29 protein-coding genes are annotated in these 18,956 nt (G+C 35.3%); 2 read left to right on the top strand and 27 right to left on the bottom strand.

The features are described from left to right. Positions 1-199: 199 nt before the first annotated feature. Positions 200-436: a hypothetical protein gene (locus CWS01_RS06310; protein ID WP_101176347.1), complete on the bottom strand. Its 237-nt coding sequence runs from the start codon at positions 434-436 to the stop codon at positions 200-202. A gap of 181 nt (positions 437-617) precedes the next feature. Here CWS01_RS06310 and pdaB point away from each other — a divergent pair, with 181 nt between their 5' ends. Both pdaB and gerD read left to right on the top strand, forming a co-directional pair. Next, positions 618-1,367 (top strand): polysaccharide deacetylase family sporulation protein PdaB, encoded by a 750-nt coding sequence (gene pdaB / locus CWS01_RS06305; protein ID WP_101176346.1) that lies wholly within the window; start codon positions 618-620, stop codon positions 1,365-1,367. A 128-nt stretch (positions 1,368-1,495) separates the two neighbouring features. Beyond that, positions 1,496-2,071: a spore germination lipoprotein GerD gene (gene gerD, locus CWS01_RS06300; protein ID WP_235851988.1), complete on the top strand. Its 576-nt coding sequence runs from the start codon at positions 1,496-1,498 to the stop codon at positions 2,069-2,071. 50 nt (positions 2,072-2,121) lie between these two features. Here the strand turns inward: gerD and CWS01_RS06295 are convergent, their stop codons facing one another. The 26 genes from CWS01_RS06295 to rplE all read right to left on the bottom strand — a co-directional run bounded on the left by CWS01_RS06295 (position 2,122) and on the right by rplE (position 18,953). After that, positions 2,122-3,150 (bottom strand): Mrp/NBP35 family ATP-binding protein, encoded by a 1,029-nt coding sequence (locus CWS01_RS06295; RefSeq protein ID WP_101176344.1) that lies wholly within the window; start codon positions 3,148-3,150, stop codon positions 2,122-2,124. A gap of 158 nt (positions 3,151-3,308) precedes the next feature. Further along, a complete protein-coding gene (cwlD, locus tag CWS01_RS06290) occupies positions 3,309-4,028 on the bottom strand; it encodes an N-acetylmuramoyl-L-alanine amidase CwlD (protein ID WP_168714362.1) in 720 nt (239 codons plus the stop codon). A 138-nt stretch (positions 4,029-4,166) separates the two neighbouring features. Continuing rightward, positions 4,167-4,607, bottom strand: coding sequence for a DUF2521 family protein (locus CWS01_RS06285; protein WP_101176342.1), 441 nt, complete (start codon positions 4,605-4,607; stop codon positions 4,167-4,169). 374 nt (positions 4,608-4,981) lie between these two features. Next, on the bottom strand, positions 4,982-5,137 hold the full coding sequence (locus CWS01_RS06280; protein WP_157827576.1) for a hypothetical protein: 156 nt from the start codon (positions 5,135-5,137) through the stop codon (positions 4,982-4,984). A 180-nt stretch (positions 5,138-5,317) separates the two neighbouring features. Further along, positions 5,318-5,710 (bottom strand): 30S ribosomal protein S9, encoded by a 393-nt coding sequence (rpsI, locus tag CWS01_RS06275; RefSeq protein ID WP_101176340.1) that lies wholly within the window; start codon positions 5,708-5,710, stop codon positions 5,318-5,320. 21 nt (positions 5,711-5,731) lie between these two features. Then, on the bottom strand, positions 5,732-6,169 hold the full coding sequence (gene rplM / locus CWS01_RS06270; protein WP_101176339.1) for a 50S ribosomal protein L13: 438 nt from the start codon (positions 6,167-6,169) through the stop codon (positions 5,732-5,734). Between the two features lie 216 nt (positions 6,170-6,385). Beyond that, positions 6,386-7,123: a tRNA pseudouridine(38-40) synthase TruA gene (gene truA / locus CWS01_RS06265; RefSeq protein ID WP_101176348.1), complete on the bottom strand. Its 738-nt coding sequence runs from the start codon at positions 7,121-7,123 to the stop codon at positions 6,386-6,388. An 11-nt stretch (positions 7,124-7,134) separates the two neighbouring features. After that, the gene (locus tag CWS01_RS06260) at positions 7,135-7,932 is read right to left on the bottom strand and encodes an energy-coupling factor transporter transmembrane component T family protein (RefSeq protein WP_101176338.1); all 798 of its coding nucleotides are present in this window, start codon (positions 7,930-7,932) and stop codon (positions 7,135-7,137) included. Beyond that, positions 7,929-8,801, bottom strand: a complete 873-nt coding sequence (locus CWS01_RS06255; RefSeq protein WP_101176337.1) for an energy-coupling factor ABC transporter ATP-binding protein — start codon at positions 8,799-8,801, stop codon at positions 7,929-7,931. Before CWS01_RS06255 ends, CWS01_RS06260 begins: the two co-directional genes overlap by 4 nt. Next, the gene (locus tag CWS01_RS06250; RefSeq protein WP_101176336.1) at positions 8,777-9,616 is read right to left on the bottom strand and encodes an energy-coupling factor ABC transporter ATP-binding protein; all 840 of its coding nucleotides are present in this window, start codon (positions 9,614-9,616) and stop codon (positions 8,777-8,779) included. Before CWS01_RS06250 ends, CWS01_RS06255 begins: the two co-directional genes overlap by 25 nt. 408 nt (positions 9,617-10,024) lie before the next feature. Continuing rightward, the gene (gene rplQ / locus CWS01_RS06245; RefSeq protein WP_101176335.1) at positions 10,025-10,387 is read right to left on the bottom strand and encodes a 50S ribosomal protein L17; all 363 of its coding nucleotides are present in this window, start codon (positions 10,385-10,387) and stop codon (positions 10,025-10,027) included. A gap of 57 nt (positions 10,388-10,444) precedes the next feature. After that, on the bottom strand, positions 10,445-11,389 hold the full coding sequence (locus CWS01_RS06240) for a DNA-directed RNA polymerase subunit alpha (protein WP_101176334.1): 945 nt from the start codon (positions 11,387-11,389) through the stop codon (positions 10,445-10,447). A 172-nt stretch (positions 11,390-11,561) separates the two neighbouring features. Continuing rightward, on the bottom strand, positions 11,562-11,951 hold the full coding sequence (rpsK, locus tag CWS01_RS06235; protein ID WP_101176333.1) for a 30S ribosomal protein S11: 390 nt from the start codon (positions 11,949-11,951) through the stop codon (positions 11,562-11,564). Between the two features lie 21 nt (positions 11,952-11,972). Beyond that, a complete protein-coding gene (rpsM, locus tag CWS01_RS06230; protein ID WP_101176332.1) occupies positions 11,973-12,338 on the bottom strand; it encodes a 30S ribosomal protein S13 in 366 nt (121 codons plus the stop codon). A 22-nt stretch (positions 12,339-12,360) separates the two neighbouring features. Next, the gene (gene rpmJ, locus CWS01_RS06225; protein WP_000868344.1) at positions 12,361-12,474 is read right to left on the bottom strand and encodes a 50S ribosomal protein L36; all 114 of its coding nucleotides are present in this window, start codon (positions 12,472-12,474) and stop codon (positions 12,361-12,363) included. A gap of 37 nt (positions 12,475-12,511) precedes the next feature. Further along, positions 12,512-12,730, bottom strand: a complete 219-nt coding sequence (gene infA / locus CWS01_RS06220) for a translation initiation factor IF-1 (protein ID WP_016204578.1) — start codon at positions 12,728-12,730, stop codon at positions 12,512-12,514. A gap of 881 nt (positions 12,731-13,611) precedes the next feature. After that, positions 13,612-14,262, bottom strand: a complete 651-nt coding sequence (locus CWS01_RS06215; RefSeq protein WP_101176331.1) for an adenylate kinase — start codon at positions 14,260-14,262, stop codon at positions 13,612-13,614. 60 nt (positions 14,263-14,322) lie between these two features. Beyond that, on the bottom strand, positions 14,323-15,618 hold the full coding sequence (gene secY, locus CWS01_RS06210) for a preprotein translocase subunit SecY (protein ID WP_101176330.1): 1,296 nt from the start codon (positions 15,616-15,618) through the stop codon (positions 14,323-14,325). Then, positions 15,618-16,058, bottom strand: a complete 441-nt coding sequence (gene rplO, locus CWS01_RS06205) for a 50S ribosomal protein L15 (protein WP_101176329.1) — start codon at positions 16,056-16,058, stop codon at positions 15,618-15,620. Before rplO ends, secY begins: the two co-directional genes overlap by 1 nt. A 32-nt stretch (positions 16,059-16,090) precedes the next feature. Beyond that, positions 16,091-16,273, bottom strand: a complete 183-nt coding sequence (gene rpmD, locus CWS01_RS06200) for a 50S ribosomal protein L30 (RefSeq protein ID WP_101176328.1) — start codon at positions 16,271-16,273, stop codon at positions 16,091-16,093. Positions 16,274-16,286: 13 nt separating this feature from the next. After that, positions 16,287-16,787, bottom strand: a complete 501-nt coding sequence (gene rpsE, locus CWS01_RS06195) for a 30S ribosomal protein S5 (protein ID WP_101176327.1) — start codon at positions 16,785-16,787, stop codon at positions 16,287-16,289. A gap of 24 nt (positions 16,788-16,811) precedes the next feature. Beyond that, positions 16,812-17,174: a 50S ribosomal protein L18 gene (gene rplR, locus CWS01_RS06190; RefSeq protein ID WP_101176326.1), complete on the bottom strand. Its 363-nt coding sequence runs from the start codon at positions 17,172-17,174 to the stop codon at positions 16,812-16,814. Between the two features lie 32 nt (positions 17,175-17,206). Further along, positions 17,207-17,743, bottom strand: a complete 537-nt coding sequence (gene rplF, locus CWS01_RS06185) for a 50S ribosomal protein L6 (protein ID WP_101176325.1) — start codon at positions 17,741-17,743, stop codon at positions 17,207-17,209. A gap of 31 nt (positions 17,744-17,774) precedes the next feature. After that, positions 17,775-18,173, bottom strand: a complete 399-nt coding sequence (gene rpsH / locus CWS01_RS06180; protein WP_101176324.1) for a 30S ribosomal protein S8 — start codon at positions 18,171-18,173, stop codon at positions 17,775-17,777. A 29-nt stretch (positions 18,174-18,202) separates the two neighbouring features. Beyond that, positions 18,203-18,388 carry a 30S ribosomal protein S14 gene (gene rpsN, locus CWS01_RS06175; protein ID WP_009499044.1) on the bottom strand — a complete coding sequence of 62 codons (186 nt, stop codon included), beginning with the start codon at positions 18,386-18,388 and terminating at the stop codon, positions 18,203-18,205. A 25-nt stretch (positions 18,389-18,413) separates the two neighbouring features. Continuing rightward, positions 18,414-18,953, bottom strand: coding sequence for a 50S ribosomal protein L5 (gene rplE, locus CWS01_RS06170; protein WP_101176323.1), 540 nt, complete (start codon positions 18,951-18,953; stop codon positions 18,414-18,416). Positions 18,954-18,956 lie beyond the last annotated feature (3 nt).

Here is an 18,956-nt window from a genome sequence, read left to right as displayed (position 1 = left end):
GTTTATAACAGAAGTTATAAACATTTATTGTTGACGTTTTGTTTGTTCAGTTTTCAAAGAGCAATTTGTAAAAGTCACTTCAAAAGCAACTAACCTATCTTATCACACAACTATTAAGAAAACAACTTTTTTCACATTTATTTTCTTCGTCGAAGTGACGCTTATAAATATATCAAGAAAAACAAACAAAGTCAACCTGTTATTTCATATTTTTATCAATATATTTATTTTCTTTGATAACATATTGCAGACATTCCTTTGGTGACGCTATCCTTTTAAACAAAGAGAAAAGATTCTGATATCGAATAACCATTGCAGACTTAACTTTTTTATCAATCCTATCATCTCCAAGATCAAATAAAATTTCATCCAACTCCCTCTTTAACAAATATTCAAACTCCTTTACTTCTTTTTGGCTTAGTAATATACCAAGCATATACTTACCTCCCTAACACTAGTTATAAAATCCTTCTTTAAATGTATATAAAGAAAGAAATTAATCATCATATTTCCCTGTATTATTGCCACAAACATTATTATTATTAACTTTTTTGTCATCTTCTTGTTTTTTTCACATAGGATTGGACGAGGAGCATAATTAGGACGAGGTGAAAAGCATGAATATCTTTTATGTACTAAACGGAAAATCTTTAAAGCAATTTGCGTTAATAATTATTGTTTCTTTCTTCACTGCCTGGTTTTTATATATGGAGAATATTGTACAAATACCTGTTTTTTCTTCTAAAGATGGACCAAAAGCGGTTTATAAAGGAGAAAAAAACATCGCACTTACTTTTAACATTGGCTGGGGTGATGAAAAAGCGGAACCTATCCTTAATATTCTTAAAAAAGAGAAGGTTAGTGCTACGTTCTTTCTTGCGGGCTCTTGGGCAGAAATACATCCAGATATAGTCAACAGAATTGTAAAAGAGGGACACGAAATTGGTATTCTTGGTTATGACTACATTGACTACTCAGAAATAAAAAAGGAAAAAGTTGCTCAAGATCTTTCTAAAGCCAAAACAGCCTTTGACAAATTAAATATAAAAGATATATCTCTTGTTAGAGCACCAACCGGTCACTTCAACCAAGAAACTTTAGATATAGCTAATCAATACAACTATACACTTGTCCATTGGAGCATTGATTCTAAAGATTGGACAAATCCAGGCAAAAAGAAAATCATTAAAAACTTATCCCACACAAAAAAAGGAGACATCATACTTCTGCACGCTTCCGATTCTGCTAAACAAACAGCAAGTGCACTTCCGACCATCATCGAAAATCTGAAAGATAAACATTTAAATTTTGTAACTGTTTCTTCGATGATATCAAATGCACATTCAAAATCTAAAGAAATTAATTAATAGGATAAAACATGCGAAAAGTTAGCTCGACTAAACTTTTCGCATGTTTTATTTTTTTATGTGAAATACTATAGATAATTAGCAGGCATAATACATCTAGGATATATATATCACGAAAGGGGCAGTTAATGATGTTAAAAAAAGGAGTGGTAATTCTTCTTTTACTGATCGGAATTTTAAGTGGATGTTCTGATAGTGATTCCTCTTCTCAAATGGATTATGATCAAACAAAAAAAATGATCGTTGATATATTAAAAACAGACGATGGAAAAAAAGCTATTCGTGACGTTATTAGTGATGAAGAAATAAAACAAAACTTAGTTATGAATGAAAAAACAATAAATGAAACGATTGAAAAAACTTTAACTTCAGATAAAGCAGCTGAATTTTGGAAAGAGAATTTTAAAGATCCAGAATTTGCCGAAACAATGGCTAAAAGTATGAAAACGGAAAATGAAAAGTTACTGAAAAACTTAATGAAAGACTCGGAATATAGAAAAATGATGGTAGAGCTTTTGCAAGATCCATCAATAGAATCCGAAATAAAAAAAGTATTAAAGAGTACAGAGTACCGGGAACATTTAGAAAAAATCATGCAAGAAACAATGGATACCCCCACTTTTAAAAGTAAGTTTCAAGAACTTTTAGATAAAGCAGCAAAAGAAGCAGCGTCTAACCAAGACACTACAAACAGCAAATCTTAGCAGAAACAAAAAGGAACTTCTATAAAATAAGCAGTTCCTTTTTGTTTCTATCATTTCAGTACATTGATTATATGCTCTGCTATTTCTTTATATTTTTCACCTAACATGTGGTTCTCTTGATAAACTGATGGAGCAAAATCTTCTGTATTCCAGTCCGGTTGTGCTAATGGAAGCTGTCCTAAAAGTGGAACTTCTAAATCCTCTGCTAGTTTAATTCCTCCACCCTTACCAAATACATATTCTTTTTCACCAGTAACTTTGCTTTCAAAATAAGACATATTTTCAATGACACCCAATATATCATGTTCTGTCTTTAAGGCCATCGCCCCCGCTCTTGCCGCAACAAAAGCAGCAGTCGGATGTGGTGTGGTTACAATAACCTCTTTACTCGCAGGGAGCATTGTATGGACGTCTAAAGCGACATCTCCTGTTCCTGGAGGCAAGTCTAAAATGAGATAATCTAACTCTCCCCATTGTACTTCCTCTAGAAAACTAGTTAACATTTTACCAAGCATTGGCCCTCTCCATATAATCGGGGCATTATCCTCTACAAAGAAACCCATTGAAATTACTTTTACTCCAAAACGTTCCACCGGTATAATTTTTTCATTTTCGACAAGAGGACGCTTAGAGATTCCCATCATATCTGGAACACTAAATCCGTATATATCAGCATCCATTATTCCAACCTTTTTCCCTAATCTCGCAAGGGCTACTGCAAGGTTTACAGAAACAGTTGATTTTCCCACTCCTCCTTTTCCACTTGCAATAGCTATATACACAGGGTTTCCACTATCTTTCTTATTCTCAAGCATTTCATTTACTAATCCACTTGGTAGCTCGCTAAATCGCAACCCCACACTCTCTACACCATTTCCTTTCAAAAGGGAAACGATATTTTCTTGTAACTCCAATTGAGCTTGCGTGCCTAACTGTGCAACCGCAATCTTTATACTGACATGTTTTTTCTCTTCATCCCATTTTAAATCTTTAATGGAATTTAATTCTAATAATGTCTTATGTAAAAAAGGATCTATCATACTCTCTACTAGATTTTCTATTTCATCTTTTGTTATCATGACAATCCCCCTCATTTTACCAAATATTATAGCATATATTTTTATAACGTTTACATTAAAGACTTCACTAAACCGCAAAACTATTCTTCACAATATATCTACATAGAAAAAAAGAGAGTATTCTATCTCTCTTAGCTCACCCTATCATTCTCAATCATTTAATCCTCGACTTTAATTTCTTCTTCATTTGTGAAATAACGATTAATTCCTTTATAAACAGAAGCAGCTACTTTATTTTGATAACTCTCATCCATTAGATTTAACTTTTCAGTCCGATTAGATAAAAAACCAATTTCTACAAGAGCTCCTGGCTTTTCAGCATATTTTAATATATACACACTTCCGAGAGGCTTTGCTTTTCTCGTTGTATTTTCTAAATTTTCTATTAACTCATCTTGAATAAATTTAGCAGCTACTTCATTTTCTTTAATATGCGGAGCATAGAACGTTTGTGCCCCGCTCCACTTAGAGGAAGGAATTGCATTTAAATGAACACTTAAAAAGAAATCCGCGTCCGATTTGTTAATGATATTCAATCTTTCTTTTAAATCTTCCACTTTACGATTACGATAGCCCCTTGTATTTTCGCTCGCTAAATCCTTATCCTCTTCCCTAGTCATAATAACTAGTGCCCCTTGTTCCTGTAAATAATCTCTTATTTTCAAAGACACATTTAAGGCAACATCCTTTTCTAAAACATCTTTATCTCCTGCTCCGCCATCTGGGCCACCATGACCTGGGTCAATGACAATAATCTTTCCAGTTAAAGGTAGATTCCACGCATCCCATGAATCATCATTTGAAAAGTCATATTGCAAAATAAAAAACAGGAGCATCAATCCTATTGTAAATATACTTATTTTCATTTTCTTATTCACGACTCTAGTCAATCCTCCCTACCTGCTCGTCCTTAACAATACTATATGGGACAAGGAAATCGTTTAGAACTGAAAGTACAACTAAATAGGCAGCCAGCTCGCTAACTTTACGTTAGAAAACCAACTGCCCTATTACACTTAATGAAGTTTTAATTTTCTTCTTTTATTCGCCTTCTCAAACCCTTCATTCCACCACTCGTCCACAAATTGCTCACATAAATAAAGAAGAGATTCATTTTTGCTGCTTTCTTTGCTTCCCCAATATAATAAAAAATGAAATAAAGTATCCTTCAGATGTCTATCTTCATTTATACATCTCTGCTTTACCTCTTGTTCACTTTCACCATACATATTGAATTTGCTAAAATTTGCTCCAAGTAAAAATGCTTCAATCGCTACATCATAACAAGCCTCTTCAATTCCCGAGGTCATAATCATACTAGAAGTTAAATTAGAAGATCCAAAGCACCTTGCTACTTTTTCTTTTAAGTCCTTAATAGAAATGTCCCGTAGTATAGATCTTTCATATTTAATTTGTTTTTCTCTTTTTTTTAAATCAAAATTTGTAATAACTGTCACTATGTGTCTCACCCCTTAATTTAGTTTTTTCTAAGATTAACGAGTGATACTAACACCTTTAAAATTTCCATATCCAATATATATGATTATTGCTAAGAATGGAGAAATTTACTTATCCTGCTTCTCATACCACCATTGAAATCCATAAATAATAATACTTACAGTCAACATGATAAGCAATGTTGCAAAAGGCTTTATTATTGCTGAGGATACCAACCATAAACATAAAAACTATCTAGTAAAGCATTTAAACAATATAGCTTAAAACGTCTAAACGTATACGTAAAAATCCAAATAGTCGCAATCGGATAAGCAACAAACACCCAGTGTATAGGAATTATATTATCCTAATTAAAAAGCCCAATTTCCCTCCATCAATTATAATGCCACGGGGCCAAGTACATAATTGAATTTATAATTGTAACAAAAAGAGAAACAGATAAATATTTTCTAAACGCTCCTTTTTGCAGAAAAAACAAAGAAATAATAGGAATTATTAGCATAGCCCATTCAATTATTTCTTGAAACACTATCATTACTCCTTTTATAAATACTATCCAATAGTAGGCAGACTTTATTCTCACCAACTTATGCATTATTTTTCCTTCTTCTCACAAAATGATATATAAAGAAACTAAAAGAGTATCATATCTGGAATATAAAAAAGACCCCCAAGCAAAAAGCTTGAGAGCCTTCGAAACGTATAATAATTAACGTTTTGAGAACTGAGGTGCACGACGAGCGCCTTTAAGACCGTATTTTTTACGTTCTTTCATACGAGCGTCACGAGTTAATAATCCTGCACGTTTTAATGTTGGACGGAATTCAGGATCTGCTTGAAGTAAAGCACGAGCGATACCATGACGGATAGCTCCAGCTTGACCAGTATATCCTCCACCGCTAACATTTACTAGAATATCGTAGCTTCCAGTTGTTTCAGTAGCTACTAATGGTTGTTTAACAACTTCACGTAAAGCTGCAAACGGAATATAAGTTTCGATTTCACGACCATTGATGATGATTTTACCGTCGCCTGGAACTAAACGAACACGTGCAACGGAGCTTTTACGACGACCAGTACCGATATATTGAACCTGTGCCATTTCTTTTACCTCCCTTAATAATTATCCGCGAAGTTCGTAAACTTCTGGTTGTTGTGCTTGGTGCGGATGCTCGCTACCAGCGTATACATGTAATTTTTTAAACATTTGACGACCAAGAGAATTTTTAGGAAGCATGCCTTTAATAGCAAGTTCCAACATTTTCTCAGGGTAGTTTGTGCGCATTTCTAATGCTGTTCTTGATTTTAATCCACCTGGGTGCATTGTATGACGGTAGTAAATTTTGTCAGTTAATTTTTTACCAGTCAATTCGATTTTTGAAGCATTTAAGATAATAACATTATCACCAGTGTCCACATGTGGTGTGAAAGTTGGTTTATGTTTACCACGTAGTATTGATGCCACTTCACTAGAAAGACGACCTAAAGTTTTGCCTTCAGCATCAATAACGTACCATTTACGATCAACAGTATTTGAATTAGCCATAAACGTTGTACGCATTAGTTTTCCCTCCTGAAATTGAAATTTTTTCAATAAATTAATTTAAGTTTTATTACGTCTATATGTTCACACAATTAAGTTCCGGGGCTTAATGTGGGGTTAAAATACATACCATATTATGATATATCCTAGAATTGTATATGTCAAGGAAATGTTACACCAGGATTAGTTGTTATGAGTTTTTTTTTGAAAAACAAAAAAACTCTATTCTTTTCTCTAATAATGCACTTTCCATAAATACAAACCATTAGCAGAAGCCGTTTTACCAGCAAGTTTTCGATCTTTTCCTGCAATGATAGCAGGGATAGAATCGGGACGTTTTTTCCCTCTTCCAACATCTAAAAGAGTGCCAATAATAATACGTACCATATTATACAAAAAACCATTTCCTTTAAAGCTAAATATTAACATATTCTCTTCTTCTATTAACTCCATGGAGGTAATTTTTCTTATTTTATCTTCTTTATCCGTTTTTGCTGAACAAAAACTGGTGAAATCAAATTCTCCAACAAAATAATTCATTGCCTCTCTCATGGCATCAAGATTTAATGGATATGGATAATAATAAGCATAATTACGTTTAAAGGGATCTCTTCTTTCGCCTAGCTGAATAAAATAGCGATATTCCTTACCAGTAACATTATATCTAGCATGAAAATTATTACTAACAGCTTCTGTTTTAGCTACCACAATCTCATGCGGCAAAAGCGTATTTAACGCTAGCTCCCATTTTCCTATAGGAATATCTAAATCTGAATCAAAATGAATAACTTGTCCCACTGCATGTACGCCTGCATCCGTTCGCCCAGAGGCTTGGATTTTAACATCTACGCCTTTATGCAGCTTCTTTAATGCTCTTTCTATCTCTCCTTGTACAGTTCGGTCTTTCGGTTGAATTTGAAAGCCACAATAAGCAGAGCCATCGTAGATTATTTCACATTTATATCGTTGCATATTTTTCTCCATTATCCTCTTAATAACAGAAGGAATGCAGTAACTAGAAGCAATATAATAATCATTACAGTATCTGTCATTTGCCATGTTAGCTGCCTATACTTAGTGCGTCCTTCTCCACCCTGGTATCCCCTAGCTTCCATTGCAATAGCCAATTCTTCAGCTCGTTTAAATGAATTAACAAACAACGGGATAAAAAGAGGGACAATTGCCTTTATACGATTCTTTATTGGCCCACTAGAGAATTCTACACCCCTTGCAATTTGAGCTTTCATAATTTTTTCTGTTTCATCCATCAAGGTAGGAATGAACCTCAGTGAGATGGACATCATTAAAGCAAGCTCATGAACAGGAAATTTCACCTTTTTTAATGGTGCTAATAAAGTTTCAATAGCATCCGTCAATTCAATCGGCGTTGTAGTTAAAGTGAGTAGCGATGTCATAATAATAAGCAAAAAGAACCGAATCGATATAAGAATACCCATTCGTACCCCTTCTTCATATATACTAATCCAGCCATAATGAAAGAACAAATCTCCTTCTTTAGTAAAAAAAAGATGAAGAAAAAAAGTAAATAGTATTAACCATAATACTGGCTTCAATCCAATATATATATATTTAATAGGCACTTTGGAAAGAATCGTCATAAAAAGTACATATGCTATTAAAAGCAAATAGCCCCAACTGTTCGTTGCAAAAAAAACAATACAGATAAATAAAAAAACTACAATTAGTTTGGCTCGTGGATCCATACGGTGCAAAGTTGAATCAAGAGGCACAAATCGGCCAATCAGCATTTTCCCCATCATGTGCTTTCTACGCCCTCTCTCAAATAACTTACAAACTCTAATATAAAACTTTCCATATTTAAATGAACTTGTTTCATCTTTCTTCCAAATCTAGCTTCTATCTTTTGTTGAAAACGCACAACCTCCGGAAGATTCAATCCAATTTCTTGCAATTCATCAGCTTTAGAAAATATTTGTTCTGGTGTTCCACTTTTATATACTTTTCCCTTATTCATAATCACTATTTTCTCCGCATATAAAGCAGCATCTTCCATACTATGTGTAACAAGCACAGTTGTTAGGTTTCTTTTTTTATGCAGGTCATAAAACATATCCATGATTTCTTTTCGGCCTTTTGGATCAAGGCCAGCTGTAGGTTCATCAAGGACTAGCACATCTGGTTCCATAGCTAACACCCCAGCAATCGCCACTCTTCGCATTTGTCCTCCTGATAGGTCAAAAGGAGACTTTTGAAGCACGTCCTCTGATAGACCAACCTCAGCTAACGCTTTTTTAGCACGCAGTTTTGCATCATTTTCTGAAATCCCAAAATTCAAGGGACCAAAACATATATCTTTTTCTACCGTTTCTTCAAATAACTGTTGTTCCGGAAATTGAAAGACAATCCCTACTTTTTGACGAATAGTCCGCAAGTTTTTATGCCTTTTTTTAGCTTCAAGTCTTCTATCACCGATAATAACTATACCTTCAGAGGGAATCAATAGTCCATTTAAATGCTGTAATACGGTAGACTTCCCTGAACCTGTATGTCCAATAATCGCCATATATATTCCTTTTGATATATCTATATCTACATTTTGAATAGCTAATCTTTCAAAAGGCGTATTAACTTGATAACGATAATCTACTTTTTGAAGTGAGATGTCCATAATTCTGTCACCAACTCTTCTTCTGATAAATATACATTCATAAGATTTATTCCTTTATTAGCTAATTCACTTTTTAACTTAATTGTAAAAGGAATATCTAAGCCTATCTCTATTAGTTCTTTATCTAATTGAAATATTTCCGCTGGCGTTCCTACTGCATATACTTTTCCTTTATTCATTACAATAATTTTATCAGCTTTGGATGCCTCATCTAAATCATGAGTGATCGAAATAACGGTCATTTTCTGTTCTCTCAATTCTTTAATAAGCTGCAATACTTCTTCTCTACCTTGTGGATCTAACATAGATGTAGCTTCATCTAAAACGATGACAGCAGGTTTTAGTGCTATAACGCCTGCAATTGCAACCCTTTGTTTTTGCCCCCCCGATAGATGGTGCGGCTCTTGATCGAGAAAAGATAACATCTTTACTTTACTTAAAGCATACTCCACTCTTTTTATCATGTCTTCTCTTGGAATCCCATTATTTTCTAAACCAAAAGCCACATCATCCTTTACAGTTGTGCCGACAAACTGATTATCAGGATTCTGAAAAACCATCCCTATTTTTTTTCTCGTTTCCCATACAGAATCCTCTGATAATACATTATGATCAATTATAATAGAACCCTCATTAGGAAAATACAAACCATTTAATAACTTAGCAAGAGTAGATTTTCCAGAGCCATTATGACCGACAATGGCCACCCATTCCCCTTCTTTGACCTGAAAAGAAACGTCATCCAAAGCCTTATCCCCTTCTTCATTATATCGGAAGGATACATTTTCAACAGATACCAGTACTTTTTGGTTCATCTATTTTCCTCCACGTCTTTTTAAATAAAAAGAAAACCCGCCAATTGGGCGAGCTTTGAATTGGTTTAACATAAGATTATTGAGTGATAATCCCCATTATACTTCTCTACATTATTCTACCTAAGGTTAATCTGTTTTCTCTTATGCTATCCATCTCGTAGCACCCAGCAAAGTTCATTAAAAAATACAAAAAAGCCCGCACCTCTATTTATAATATTAATATAAATGAGGTGCACGAGCTAGACGAGTCATTAACATTATTTTATTTCTTCTTTCATTAACGCTCATCGTAACACTCTATAGGTGGCCTGTTAATAATAGTTTAATCCAATTAAAGAAAAAGGGTACTCGAACAAGTTTCATATCAATATAAACTGTCCCGCACCCTTGTTGTCTTTTAAGTGTCTATTAAACTAACTCGATGATTACCATTGGTGCTCCGTCTCCACGACGAGGTCCCAATTTCATAATGCGTGTGTATCCGCCTTGGCGTTCATTGTAACGACCAGCAACATCACTGAATAGTTTTTGAACTGCATCTTGGTTTGTTTCAGCATTAGCAACTTCATGACGAATGTATGCAGCAGCTTGACGACGAGCATGAAGATCTCCACGCTTACCAAGTGTAATCATTTTTTCTACAACAGAACGAAGTTCTTTTGCACGAGCTTCAGTTGTTTCAATTCGCTCATTGATGATTAAGTCTGTTGCTAAGTCGCGTAACATAGCTTTACGTTGTGCACTAGTACGTCCTAACTTTCTGTAACCCATGTGAGATTCCCTCCTTTTGTTGAAATTCTAAGATGACTGTTATCATTAAATGTTCAATCAGTCGTCTTTTCTTAGGCCTAAGCCAAGTTCTTCTAACTTATGTTTAACTTCTTCAAGAGATTTTCTACCTAGATTTCGAACTTTCATCATATCTTCTTCTGTTTTATTAGCTAGCTCTTGTACTGTATTAATACCAGCACGTTTTAAGCAGTTATAAGAACGAACAGATAAATCCAATTCTTCAATCGTCATCTCAAGAACTTTTTCTTTTTGATCTTCTTCTTTTTCAACCATAATCTCAGCATTTTGCGCTTCATCAGTTAAACCAACAAAGATATTCAAATGCTCCGTTAAGATCTTTGCACCAAGTGCAATTGCATCTTGAGGACCTGTACTACCGTCAGTCCAAACGTCAAACGTTAATTTATCATAATTAGTCAATTGACCAACACGAGTATTCTCAACTTGATAAGATACTCTAGATACAGGTGTATAAATAGAGTCAATAGGAATTACACCAATAGGCTGATCCTCACGCTTATTTTGTTCAGCAGGAATATAACCACGTCCGCGCTTAGCTGTTAAACGCATACGCATATTCCCATTTGAACCTAATGTAGCAATATAAAGATCCGGATTTAAAATTTCTACGTCACTATCATGTGTAATATCAGCTGCTGTAACTACACCTTCACCTTGAATATCTATTTCTAAAGTTTTCTCATCATCAGAATAGATTTTCAATGCTAGTTTTTTGATGTTTAATATGATAGATGTTACATCTTCTACGACGCCTTCAATTGTTGAGAACTCATGAAGTACCCCATCAATTTGAATGGATGTGATAGCGGCACCAGGGAGTGAGGATAATAGAATACGACGTAAGGAGTTACCCAAAGTAGTACCATATCCGCGCTCAAGTGGCTCTACGACGAATTTGCCGTATTTGGCCTCATCGTTGATCTCAACCGTTTCGATTTTTGGTTTTTCTATTTCGATCATCAAAATATACCCTCCTTCAAAACGTCGAAACCTCAGCTAAATTATTAGCCGAAATTCCCCATGTTTACGTTCCCGCATTGTGCACAACAACTGGAAAAATTTTTCTGTAATCATTTAAAAAGCTTCAGTCATATCCCATTATAGACAAGGATATAAATTTTATACAGAAAAATTAAACTCGGCGACGTTTTGGTGGTCGGCAGCCATTATGAGGAACTGGAGTTACATCTCTAATTGCCGTAACTTCTAGACCTGCAGCTTGAAGAGCACGAATTGCAGCTTCACGGCCAGCACCTGGTCCTTTAACTGTTACTTCAAGAGTTTTCATACCATGTTCCATAGAAGTTTTTGCAGCAGTTTCTGCAGCCATTTGTGCAGCAAATGGAGTAGATTTACGAGAACCTCTAAATCCAAGAGCTCCAGCACTTGACCAAGAAAGAGCATTTCCATGAACATCAGTAATTGTAACTATTGTATTGTTGAATGTTGAACGAATGTGAGCAATACCTGCTTCTATATTCTTTTTAACACGACGTTTACGTGTATTAGTTTTACGTGCCATTTATAGTACCTCCTTTACTGATTATTTTTTCTTGTTAGCTACAGTCTTACGAGGACCTTTGCGTGTACGAGCGTTGTTTTTCGTATTTTGTCCACGAACCGGTAAACCGCGACGGTGACGAAGACCACGATAACATCCAATCTCCATTAAACGTTTAATGTTTAAAGAGATTTCACGACGAAGATCACCTTCAACTTTTAATTTGTCAATGATATTACGGATTTTGTTTAATTCATCTTCCGTTAAATCACGCACACGAGTATCTTCAGAAACTCCTGCTTCAGCTAAAACTTTTTGTGCAGTATTTTTTCCAATACCATAAATGTATGTTAATGAAATTACTACACGCTTTTCACGTGGAATATCCACACCAGCAATACGTGCCATCTATATGCGCACCTCCTTTTTATTAACCTTGTTTTTGTTTATGTTTAGGGTTTTCACAGATAACCATAACTTTCCCACGTCTGCGGATAACCTTACACTTTTCGCAGATTGGTTTTACAGATGGTCTAACTTTCATTATCCTAACCTCCTTGATAGTACGGAGTGCAATCAGATTATTTAAAGCGGTAAGTAATTCTTCCGCGAGTTAAGTCATATGGAGATAACTCAACCGTTACTTTATCACCAGGTAAAATACGAATAAAATGCATACGAATTTTACCAGAAACGTGAGCCAATACAGTATGACCATTTTCTAATTCTACTTTAAACATGGCGTTCGGCAAAGTTTCAGTTATTGTGCCTTCTATTTCGATTACATCGTCTTTAGCCATCGAATATGTCTCCCTTCCTTATTTAAATACGAAATCACGTTTATCTTACTATAGTAAAGTGCAACTTTTCGCTTAAAACACGATCCGTTTACATCAAACTAATCTGAACTCTTCTTATAATATAATGAATTGCCATTTGACAGCAACCAAATAATTATAACATATAATAAGCAATTTCGTCCGCTATAATTTACAATATTATTGTAAAAGTTTACGAAATATTATTCAGAATTAATTAATGCTACCGCATTACTATAGGCATTAGTTAGAAACTTTGTTGTAGATAGTATGTCAGAGAACTAACATTATACTTTCTTCCAGCAATATTCTATCATTAGCTAGTGTAATATCTTACCGAATCTTTTAATAACATTCCAGTATTATGTGCAGATAGAAAATAACCATTAAAGGATAATCTTCCCTTAGAGTGTATCCCTATTTTTATAAGCACATACCTTATACACTCAAAAAAGTCACTTAGATTCCGCATCTAATATAATAAATAGGAGTTATCAATAGCGCACACCTGGTACAATACCGTATGTCCATAATAGAAAGAATAATAGTTACATTACCTTCTTCACTACTAGATAAAAAAGCAAGTCAAGCGGAGCTACCATGAAATCCAAAATACTCTGCACCAATTATCTAAATTGATTAATCTTTTAAACGAAGATAAACATGTTTAAACAACATGGTTATACTTTATTTGTTACAGATATAACCATAAAAATTATTATACCTTTTGAAAAAAGGAAATGCATCATGTTTAGGAATAAACTCCTTAGCCATTTCATCCCAATTCTTCTATTTGTTAACTCTGATTTAAGTCCATGCTAGATTCAGATTAGTCTAAGCAAAAGTATGGAATAAACGATTGTTTATTTTAAAGTACTTAGCAAAACATCAAGATCTAAAAATACTTTTTGAATATCTTGTTGGCCATCAACATCTTTTAGATAACCTTTTGCTCCATAGAAATCAAGTAATGGCTGAGATTGTTTAATATTAACCTCTAAACGATTATTAACAGTTGCTTCATTATCATCAGCACGTTGATATAACTCGCCACCACAACGATCACATACATCAGATTGTGCTGGTGGGTTAAATACTAAATGATATGTTGCCCCGCAACTTTTGCAAATGCGGCGACCTGTTAATCTTTCCATTAAAATATCTTTATCTACTTGAACATTGATAACATAATCTAGTTTCTTTCCTAAATCAAACAAGATACCCTCTAAAGCATCAGCTTGTGGTACTGTACGTGGGAATCCATCAAGAAGAAAACCTCTCTTGCAGTCTTCCTTACTAAGTCTTTCGTGAACAATACCAATTGTAACTTCATCTGGTACTAATTCACCTTTATCCATAAATGATTTTGCCTTTAGCCCAAGCTCTGTTTCATCTTTCATTGCAGCACGAAACATATCACCAGTTGAGATATGAGGGATGCCATATTTATCGACAATCTTCTCGGCTTGTGTACCTTTACCTGCGCCAGGGAGTCCCATTAAGACCAAATTCATGCGTATTCCCCCTAAAGTCTTTAACATATAATTCAAGGGACATATGTCCCCTAAATTACTCTATTTAATAAAACCTTTATAGTGACGTTTAACTAGTTGCGTCTCTAATTGCTTCATTGTTTCTAAAGCGACACCGACTACAATTAGTATACTTGTTCCACCAATTTGAGCAGATTGTGGTAAATCTGCTATCTTAATGAAGAAAACAGGTAAAATTGCAATAGCGGATAAGAAGAGTGCACCTACTAATGTTAAACGAGATAGAACACGTGTTAAATATTCTTGCGTATTTTTACCTGGTCTTATACCTGGAATATATCCACCTTGTTTATTTAAGTTCTCTGCCAATTGTTCTGGGTTAACTTGAATAAACGCATAAAAATAGGTAAATGCAAAAATAAGTACTGTATATATAATCATTCCAATTGGATGAGTATAATCAAATACATTTTGAATCCAAGTTGTTACATCATTTTGCTCAAAGAATGAAGCAATCGTTCTTGGAGTTACAAGAAACGAAACTGCAAAGATAACTGGAATAACACCAGCAGAGTTTACTTTCAACGGCAAATGCGTTGATTGTCCACCAGCTGCGCTATTGCCATTAACCATTCTTTTAGCATACTGGATAGGTATTTTTCTAAGTGCTTGTTGTATAAATATAACTCCTACAACAATTGCAACAATTGCCACTAAAAGTAGAAGCATTGTTGCTATGCGCAAGAAAAGTTGATCACCAGGATTATCAAATTGCTGAGCATAAATTTGGTTAGCAATAGATGGAATTCCTGCTGCGATACCTGCAAAGATAATAATCGAGATACCATTTCCTACCCCTTTTGCTGTGATTAGTTCACCTAACCACATAAGAAAAGAAGTTCCAGCTGTTAATACAACAGCTATAACCAAGTAAGAAGTTATACCCGATTTTGTTATCAATGCTCCACCTGCAAGATTATTAAAGCCATATGACATTCCAAAAGCTTGTATGAACCCTAAAACAATTGTAAAGTAGCGTGTAAACTGCGTTAATTTACGGCGGCCAACCTCACCTTGTTTAGACCATTCTGTGAACTTCGGAACAACATCCATTTGCAATAAGCTTACGATAATAGATGCTGTAATATATGGCATAATCCCCATTGCAAGAATGGAAAAGTTCTTCAATGCACCGCCGCCAAAGGTATTTAAAATCCCAAAGGCACTAAATGCATCTTGTGACTGTAAGTAATCCGCATTAACGTATGGAACCGGTATAAAGGTTCCAATACGAAATATAATCAACATTAATAGGGTGAATATGATTTTACGTCTTATTTCACCCACGCGCATAAAATTGGAGATTGTCTGAAACATTAGATCACCTCAGTTTGACCGCCGGCAGCTTCAATAGCTTCCTTTGCAGCAGAGGAGAATTTATGTGCTTTGACTGTAAGCTTTTTCTCTACTTTGCCTCTTGCAAGAATTTTGATTCCTGCTTTTTCGTTACTAACGATTCCTGTTTCGATAAGAAGTTCTGGAGTAACTTCTGCTCCATCTTCAAAACGATTTAGAACGTCAAGGTTAACAACTGCATATTCTTTACGGTTGATGTTTGTAAAACCACGTTTTGGTAAACGACGGAATAAAGGAGTTTGACCACCTTCGAATCCTGGTCTTACACCTCCACCCGAACGTGCGTTTTGACCTTTATGACCTTTACCAGCAGTTTTACCATTACCTGAACCGATACCGCGTCCTTTGCGTTTACGTTCTTGACGAGACCCTTCTGCAGGTTTTAATTCATGAAGTTTCATATTGGCACCTCCTTCTTGAAGAAGAATGAATTTTAGTTTTCTTTAACACTTACAAGATGAGAAACTTTATTGATCATGCCACGGATTGCAGCATTATCTTGTTGCTCAACTGTTTGGTTTACTTTACGTAACCCTAAAGCTTTAACTGTTTCGCGTTGGTCTTGCGGACGACCAATTACGCTTTTAGTGAGGGTAATTTCCAATTTGTTTGCCATTTAATTTCCCTCCTTATCCTAACAGTTCTTCCACTGATTTACCACGTAACTTAGCTACGTCTTCAGCACGTTTTAATTGTTTTAAACCGTCTAAAGTTGCACGAACCATGTTAATTGGTGTGTTAGAACCTAAAGATTTAGATAGAATATCAGCTACACCAGCTAATTCAAGTACAGCACGCACTGGACCACCAGCGATAACACCAGTACCTTCAGAAGCAGGCTTTAATAAAATTTCACCAGCACCAAAATGTCCGATTACTTGGTGTGGTATTGTAGTGCTAACCATAGGCACTTCAATTAGATTTTTCTTCGCATCTTCAACCGCTTTGCGAATTGCATCAGGTACTTCTTGTGCTTTACCAGTACCAAAACCAACGTTACCATTTTTGTCCCCAACTACTACTAGAGCAGAGAAACGAAAACGACGTCCACCTTTAACAACTTTCGCTACACGGTTAACTGTAACTACGCGTTCTTCTAGTTCAAGTTTGTTTGGATCAATACGACGCATCTTTTTATGTCCCTCCTTTATCTATTAAAATTCTAGGCCGTTCTCACGAGCAGCATCAGCTAAAGCTTTTACGCGACCATGGTATAAATACCCTCCGCGATCAAAAACAACTGCTTTAACACCTTTTTCTACTGCACGTTTAGCTACTAATTCACCGATCTTAACAGCAGCATCTAAGTTGCTAGCAGAATCTAAGTTCAGTTCTTTATCTAATGTAGAAGCGTTAGCAATTGTAACGCCGTTTACATCATCGATAAGCTGAGCGTAAATGTGTTTATTTGAACGGAACACGTTTAAACGAGGACGAGCTTGAGTACCGCTAAGTTTAGAACGCACACGTGCATGTCTTTTTCTGCGGACTTGATTTTTATCAGCCTTTATAATCATTTAGGTCACTCCTTTCGTTTACCTATGCGGCATTACTTACCTGTTTTACCTTCTTTTCTACGTACAAATTCGCCTTCATAACGAATACCTTTGCCTTTATAAGGTTCTGGTGGACGAACATCACGAATGTTAGCAGCAAGAGCACCAACACGTTCTTTATTTGTACCTCTTACAACTATTTTAGTTGCTGATGGTACTTCGATTTCAAGACCAGCTTCTGGTTCGATTTCAACTGGGTGAGAGTAACCTACGTTCAAGACAAGTTTAGTTCCTTGTTTTTGAGCACGATAACCAACCCCGATTAATTCAAGACCTCTTTCGAAACCTTTTGATACTCCCTCCACCATGTTTGCTAACAAAGCACGAGTTGTACCGTGTAGAGCACGATGCTCCTTTGCGTCAGATGGACGAGAAATATTAATCACGTTACCCTCTAATTCGATTGCAATATCTGAATTAAAAGTACGAGTTAATTCACCTTTAGGACCTTTAACCGTTACAGTACTTTTATCAATAGTAACTGTAACGTCTGCTGGTACTTCAATTGGTTTTTTACCTACGCGAGACATTTAGTTGCACCTCCATTCAATTAAAACTATATTACCAAACGTATGCTAAAACTTCTCCGCCAACTTGTTTAGCGCGAGCTTCTTTATCAGTAATTACTCCTTGAGAAGTAGAAACTAATGCAATACCAAGACCGTTTAATACACGTGGCACTTCTGTAGCTTTCGCATAAACACGAAGTCCAGGTTTACTAATACGTTTAAGTCCAGTAATTACACGCTCGTTGCTAGAACCGTATTTTAGGAAAATGCGGATAATTCCTTGTTTGTTATCTTCAATATATTCAACATCACGCACGAAACCTTCACGCTTTAAAATTTCAGCGATTTCTTTTTTCATGTTAGAAGCAGGTACTTCTAATTTTTCGTGACGAACCATATTCGCATTACGGATTCTTGTAAGCAAATCTGCAATTGGATCTGTCATAACCATTGTTTTAACCTCCTTCCCAAAATGGGGTTTTACCAGCTAGCTTTTTTCACACCAGGAATTTGTCCCTTATATGCTAATTCACGGAAACAAATACGGCAAAGCTTAAATTTACGGTACACAGAATGTGGACGTCCACAACGTTCGCAACGTGTATATTCTTGTACTTTGTATTTAGGCGTGCGTTTTTGTTTCGCAATCATTGACTTCTTAGCCACATCTTCGCCTCCCTCTAATTAGAGATTACTTTTGGAACGGCATTCCAAATTGAGTTAAAAGTTCACGAGCTTCTTCATCAGTATTTGCAGTTGTAACAATAACAATATCCATTCCTCTTACTTTGTTTACTTTATCGTAATCAATTTCAGGGAAAATTAATTGTTCTTTTACACCTAAAGTGTAGTTACCACGACCATCAAACGATTTTTTAGATATACCACGGAAGTCACGTACACGTGGAAGAGATACAGATACTAATTTATCAAAAAATTCATACATGCGTTCTCCACGAAGTGTAACTTTTGCACCGATTGGCATTCCCTCACGTAGACGGAAACCTGCAATAGATTTTTTTGCGCGAGTAATTACTGGTTTTTGACCAGTTATTATTGATAATTCTTCAACAGCAACGTCTAGAGCTTTTGCATTTGCAACAGCATCGCCAACACCCATGTTGATTACGATTTTTTCAAGTTTCGGAACTTGCATTACTGATTTATAATTGAACTTGCTCATAAGAGCAGGAGTAGTTTCTTTAACAAATTTTTCTTTTAGGCGGTTCATTCA

Origin of the sequence: Niallia nealsonii (assembly GCF_002835805.1) — a bacterium.
GTDB classification, from domain to species: Bacteria; Bacillota; Bacilli; order Bacillales; family Cytobacillaceae; genus Niallia; species Niallia nealsonii.
This window is presented reverse-complemented; position numbering and strand designations above follow the sequence as displayed.

Coding starts and splice junctions, on each gene's coding strand:
- rplQ (WP_101176335.1), bottom strand. CDS start 10,387: ATGGGTTACAGAAAGTTAGGACGTACTAGTGCACAACGTAAAGCTATG.
- CWS01_RS06215 (WP_101176331.1), bottom strand. CDS start 14,262: ATGAATTTGGTCTTAATGGGACTCCCTGGCGCAGGTAAAGGTACACAA.
- rpsE (WP_101176327.1), bottom strand. CDS start 16,787: ATGCGTCGTATTGATCCAAACAAACTTGAACTAGAAGAACGCGTAGTT.
- rpsK (WP_101176333.1), bottom strand. CDS start 11,951: ATGGCACGTAAAACTAATACACGTAAACGTCGTGTTAAAAAGAATATA.
- rpsM (WP_101176332.1), bottom strand. CDS start 12,338: ATGGCACGTATTGCTGGTGTGGATATTCCACGTGAAAAGCGTGTAGTA.
- CWS01_RS06250 (WP_101176336.1), bottom strand. CDS start 9,616: ATGAACCAAAAAGTACTGGTATCTGTTGAAAATGTATCCTTCCGATAT.
- rpmJ (WP_000868344.1), bottom strand. CDS start 12,474: ATGAAAGTTAGACCATCTGTAAAACCAATCTGCGAAAAGTGTAAGGTT.
- infA (WP_016204578.1), bottom strand. CDS start 12,730: ATGGCTAAAGACGATGTAATCGAAATAGAAGGCACAATAACTGAAACT.
- CWS01_RS06310 (WP_101176347.1), bottom strand. CDS start 436: ATGCTTGGTATATTACTAAGCCAAAAAGAAGTAAAGGAGTTTGAATAT.
- rplR (WP_101176326.1), bottom strand. CDS start 17,174: ATGATTATAAAGGCTGATAAAAATCAAGTCCGCAGAAAAAGACATGCA.
- CWS01_RS06260 (WP_101176338.1), bottom strand. CDS start 7,932: ATGATGGGGAAAATGCTGATTGGCCGATTTGTGCCTCTTGATTCAACT.
- gerD (WP_235851988.1), top strand. CDS start 1,496: ATGATGTTAAAAAAAGGAGTGGTAATTCTTCTTTTACTGATCGGAATT.
- rplO (WP_101176329.1), bottom strand. CDS start 16,058: ATGAAACTTCATGAATTAAAACCTGCAGAAGGGTCTCGTCAAGAACGT.
- rplF (WP_101176325.1), bottom strand. CDS start 17,743: ATGTCTCGCGTAGGTAAAAAACCAATTGAAGTACCAGCAGACGTTACA.
- rpsH (WP_101176324.1), bottom strand. CDS start 18,173: ATGGTTATGACAGATCCAATTGCAGATTTGCTTACAAGAATCCGTAAT.
- rpsI (WP_101176340.1), bottom strand. CDS start 5,710: ATGGCACAGGTTCAATATATCGGTACTGGTCGTCGTAAAAGCTCCGTT.
- pdaB (WP_101176346.1), top strand. CDS start 618: ATGAATATCTTTTATGTACTAAACGGAAAATCTTTAAAGCAATTTGCG.
- truA (WP_101176348.1), bottom strand. CDS start 7,123: ATGCAACGATATAAATGTGAAATAATCTACGATGGCTCTGCTTATTGT.
- secY (WP_101176330.1), bottom strand. CDS start 15,618: ATGTTTCAGACAATCTCCAATTTTATGCGCGTGGGTGAAATAAGACGT.
- rpmD (WP_101176328.1), bottom strand. CDS start 16,273: ATGGCAAACAAATTGGAAATTACCCTCACTAAAAGCGTAATTGGTCGT.
- CWS01_RS06255 (WP_101176337.1), bottom strand. CDS start 8,801: ATGGACATCTCACTTCAAAAAGTAGATTATCGTTATCAAGTTAATACG.
- rplM (WP_101176339.1), bottom strand. CDS start 6,169: ATGCGTACAACGTTTATGGCTAATTCAAATACTGTTGATCGTAAATGG.
- CWS01_RS06240 (WP_101176334.1), bottom strand. CDS start 11,389: ATGATCGAAATAGAAAAACCAAAAATCGAAACGGTTGAGATCAACGAT.
- CWS01_RS06295 (WP_101176344.1), bottom strand. CDS start 3,150: ATGATAACAAAAGATGAAATAGAAAATCTAGTAGAGAGTATGATAGAT.
- rplE (WP_101176323.1), bottom strand. CDS start 18,953: ATGAACCGCCTAAAAGAAAAATTTGTTAAAGAAACTACTCCTGCTCTT.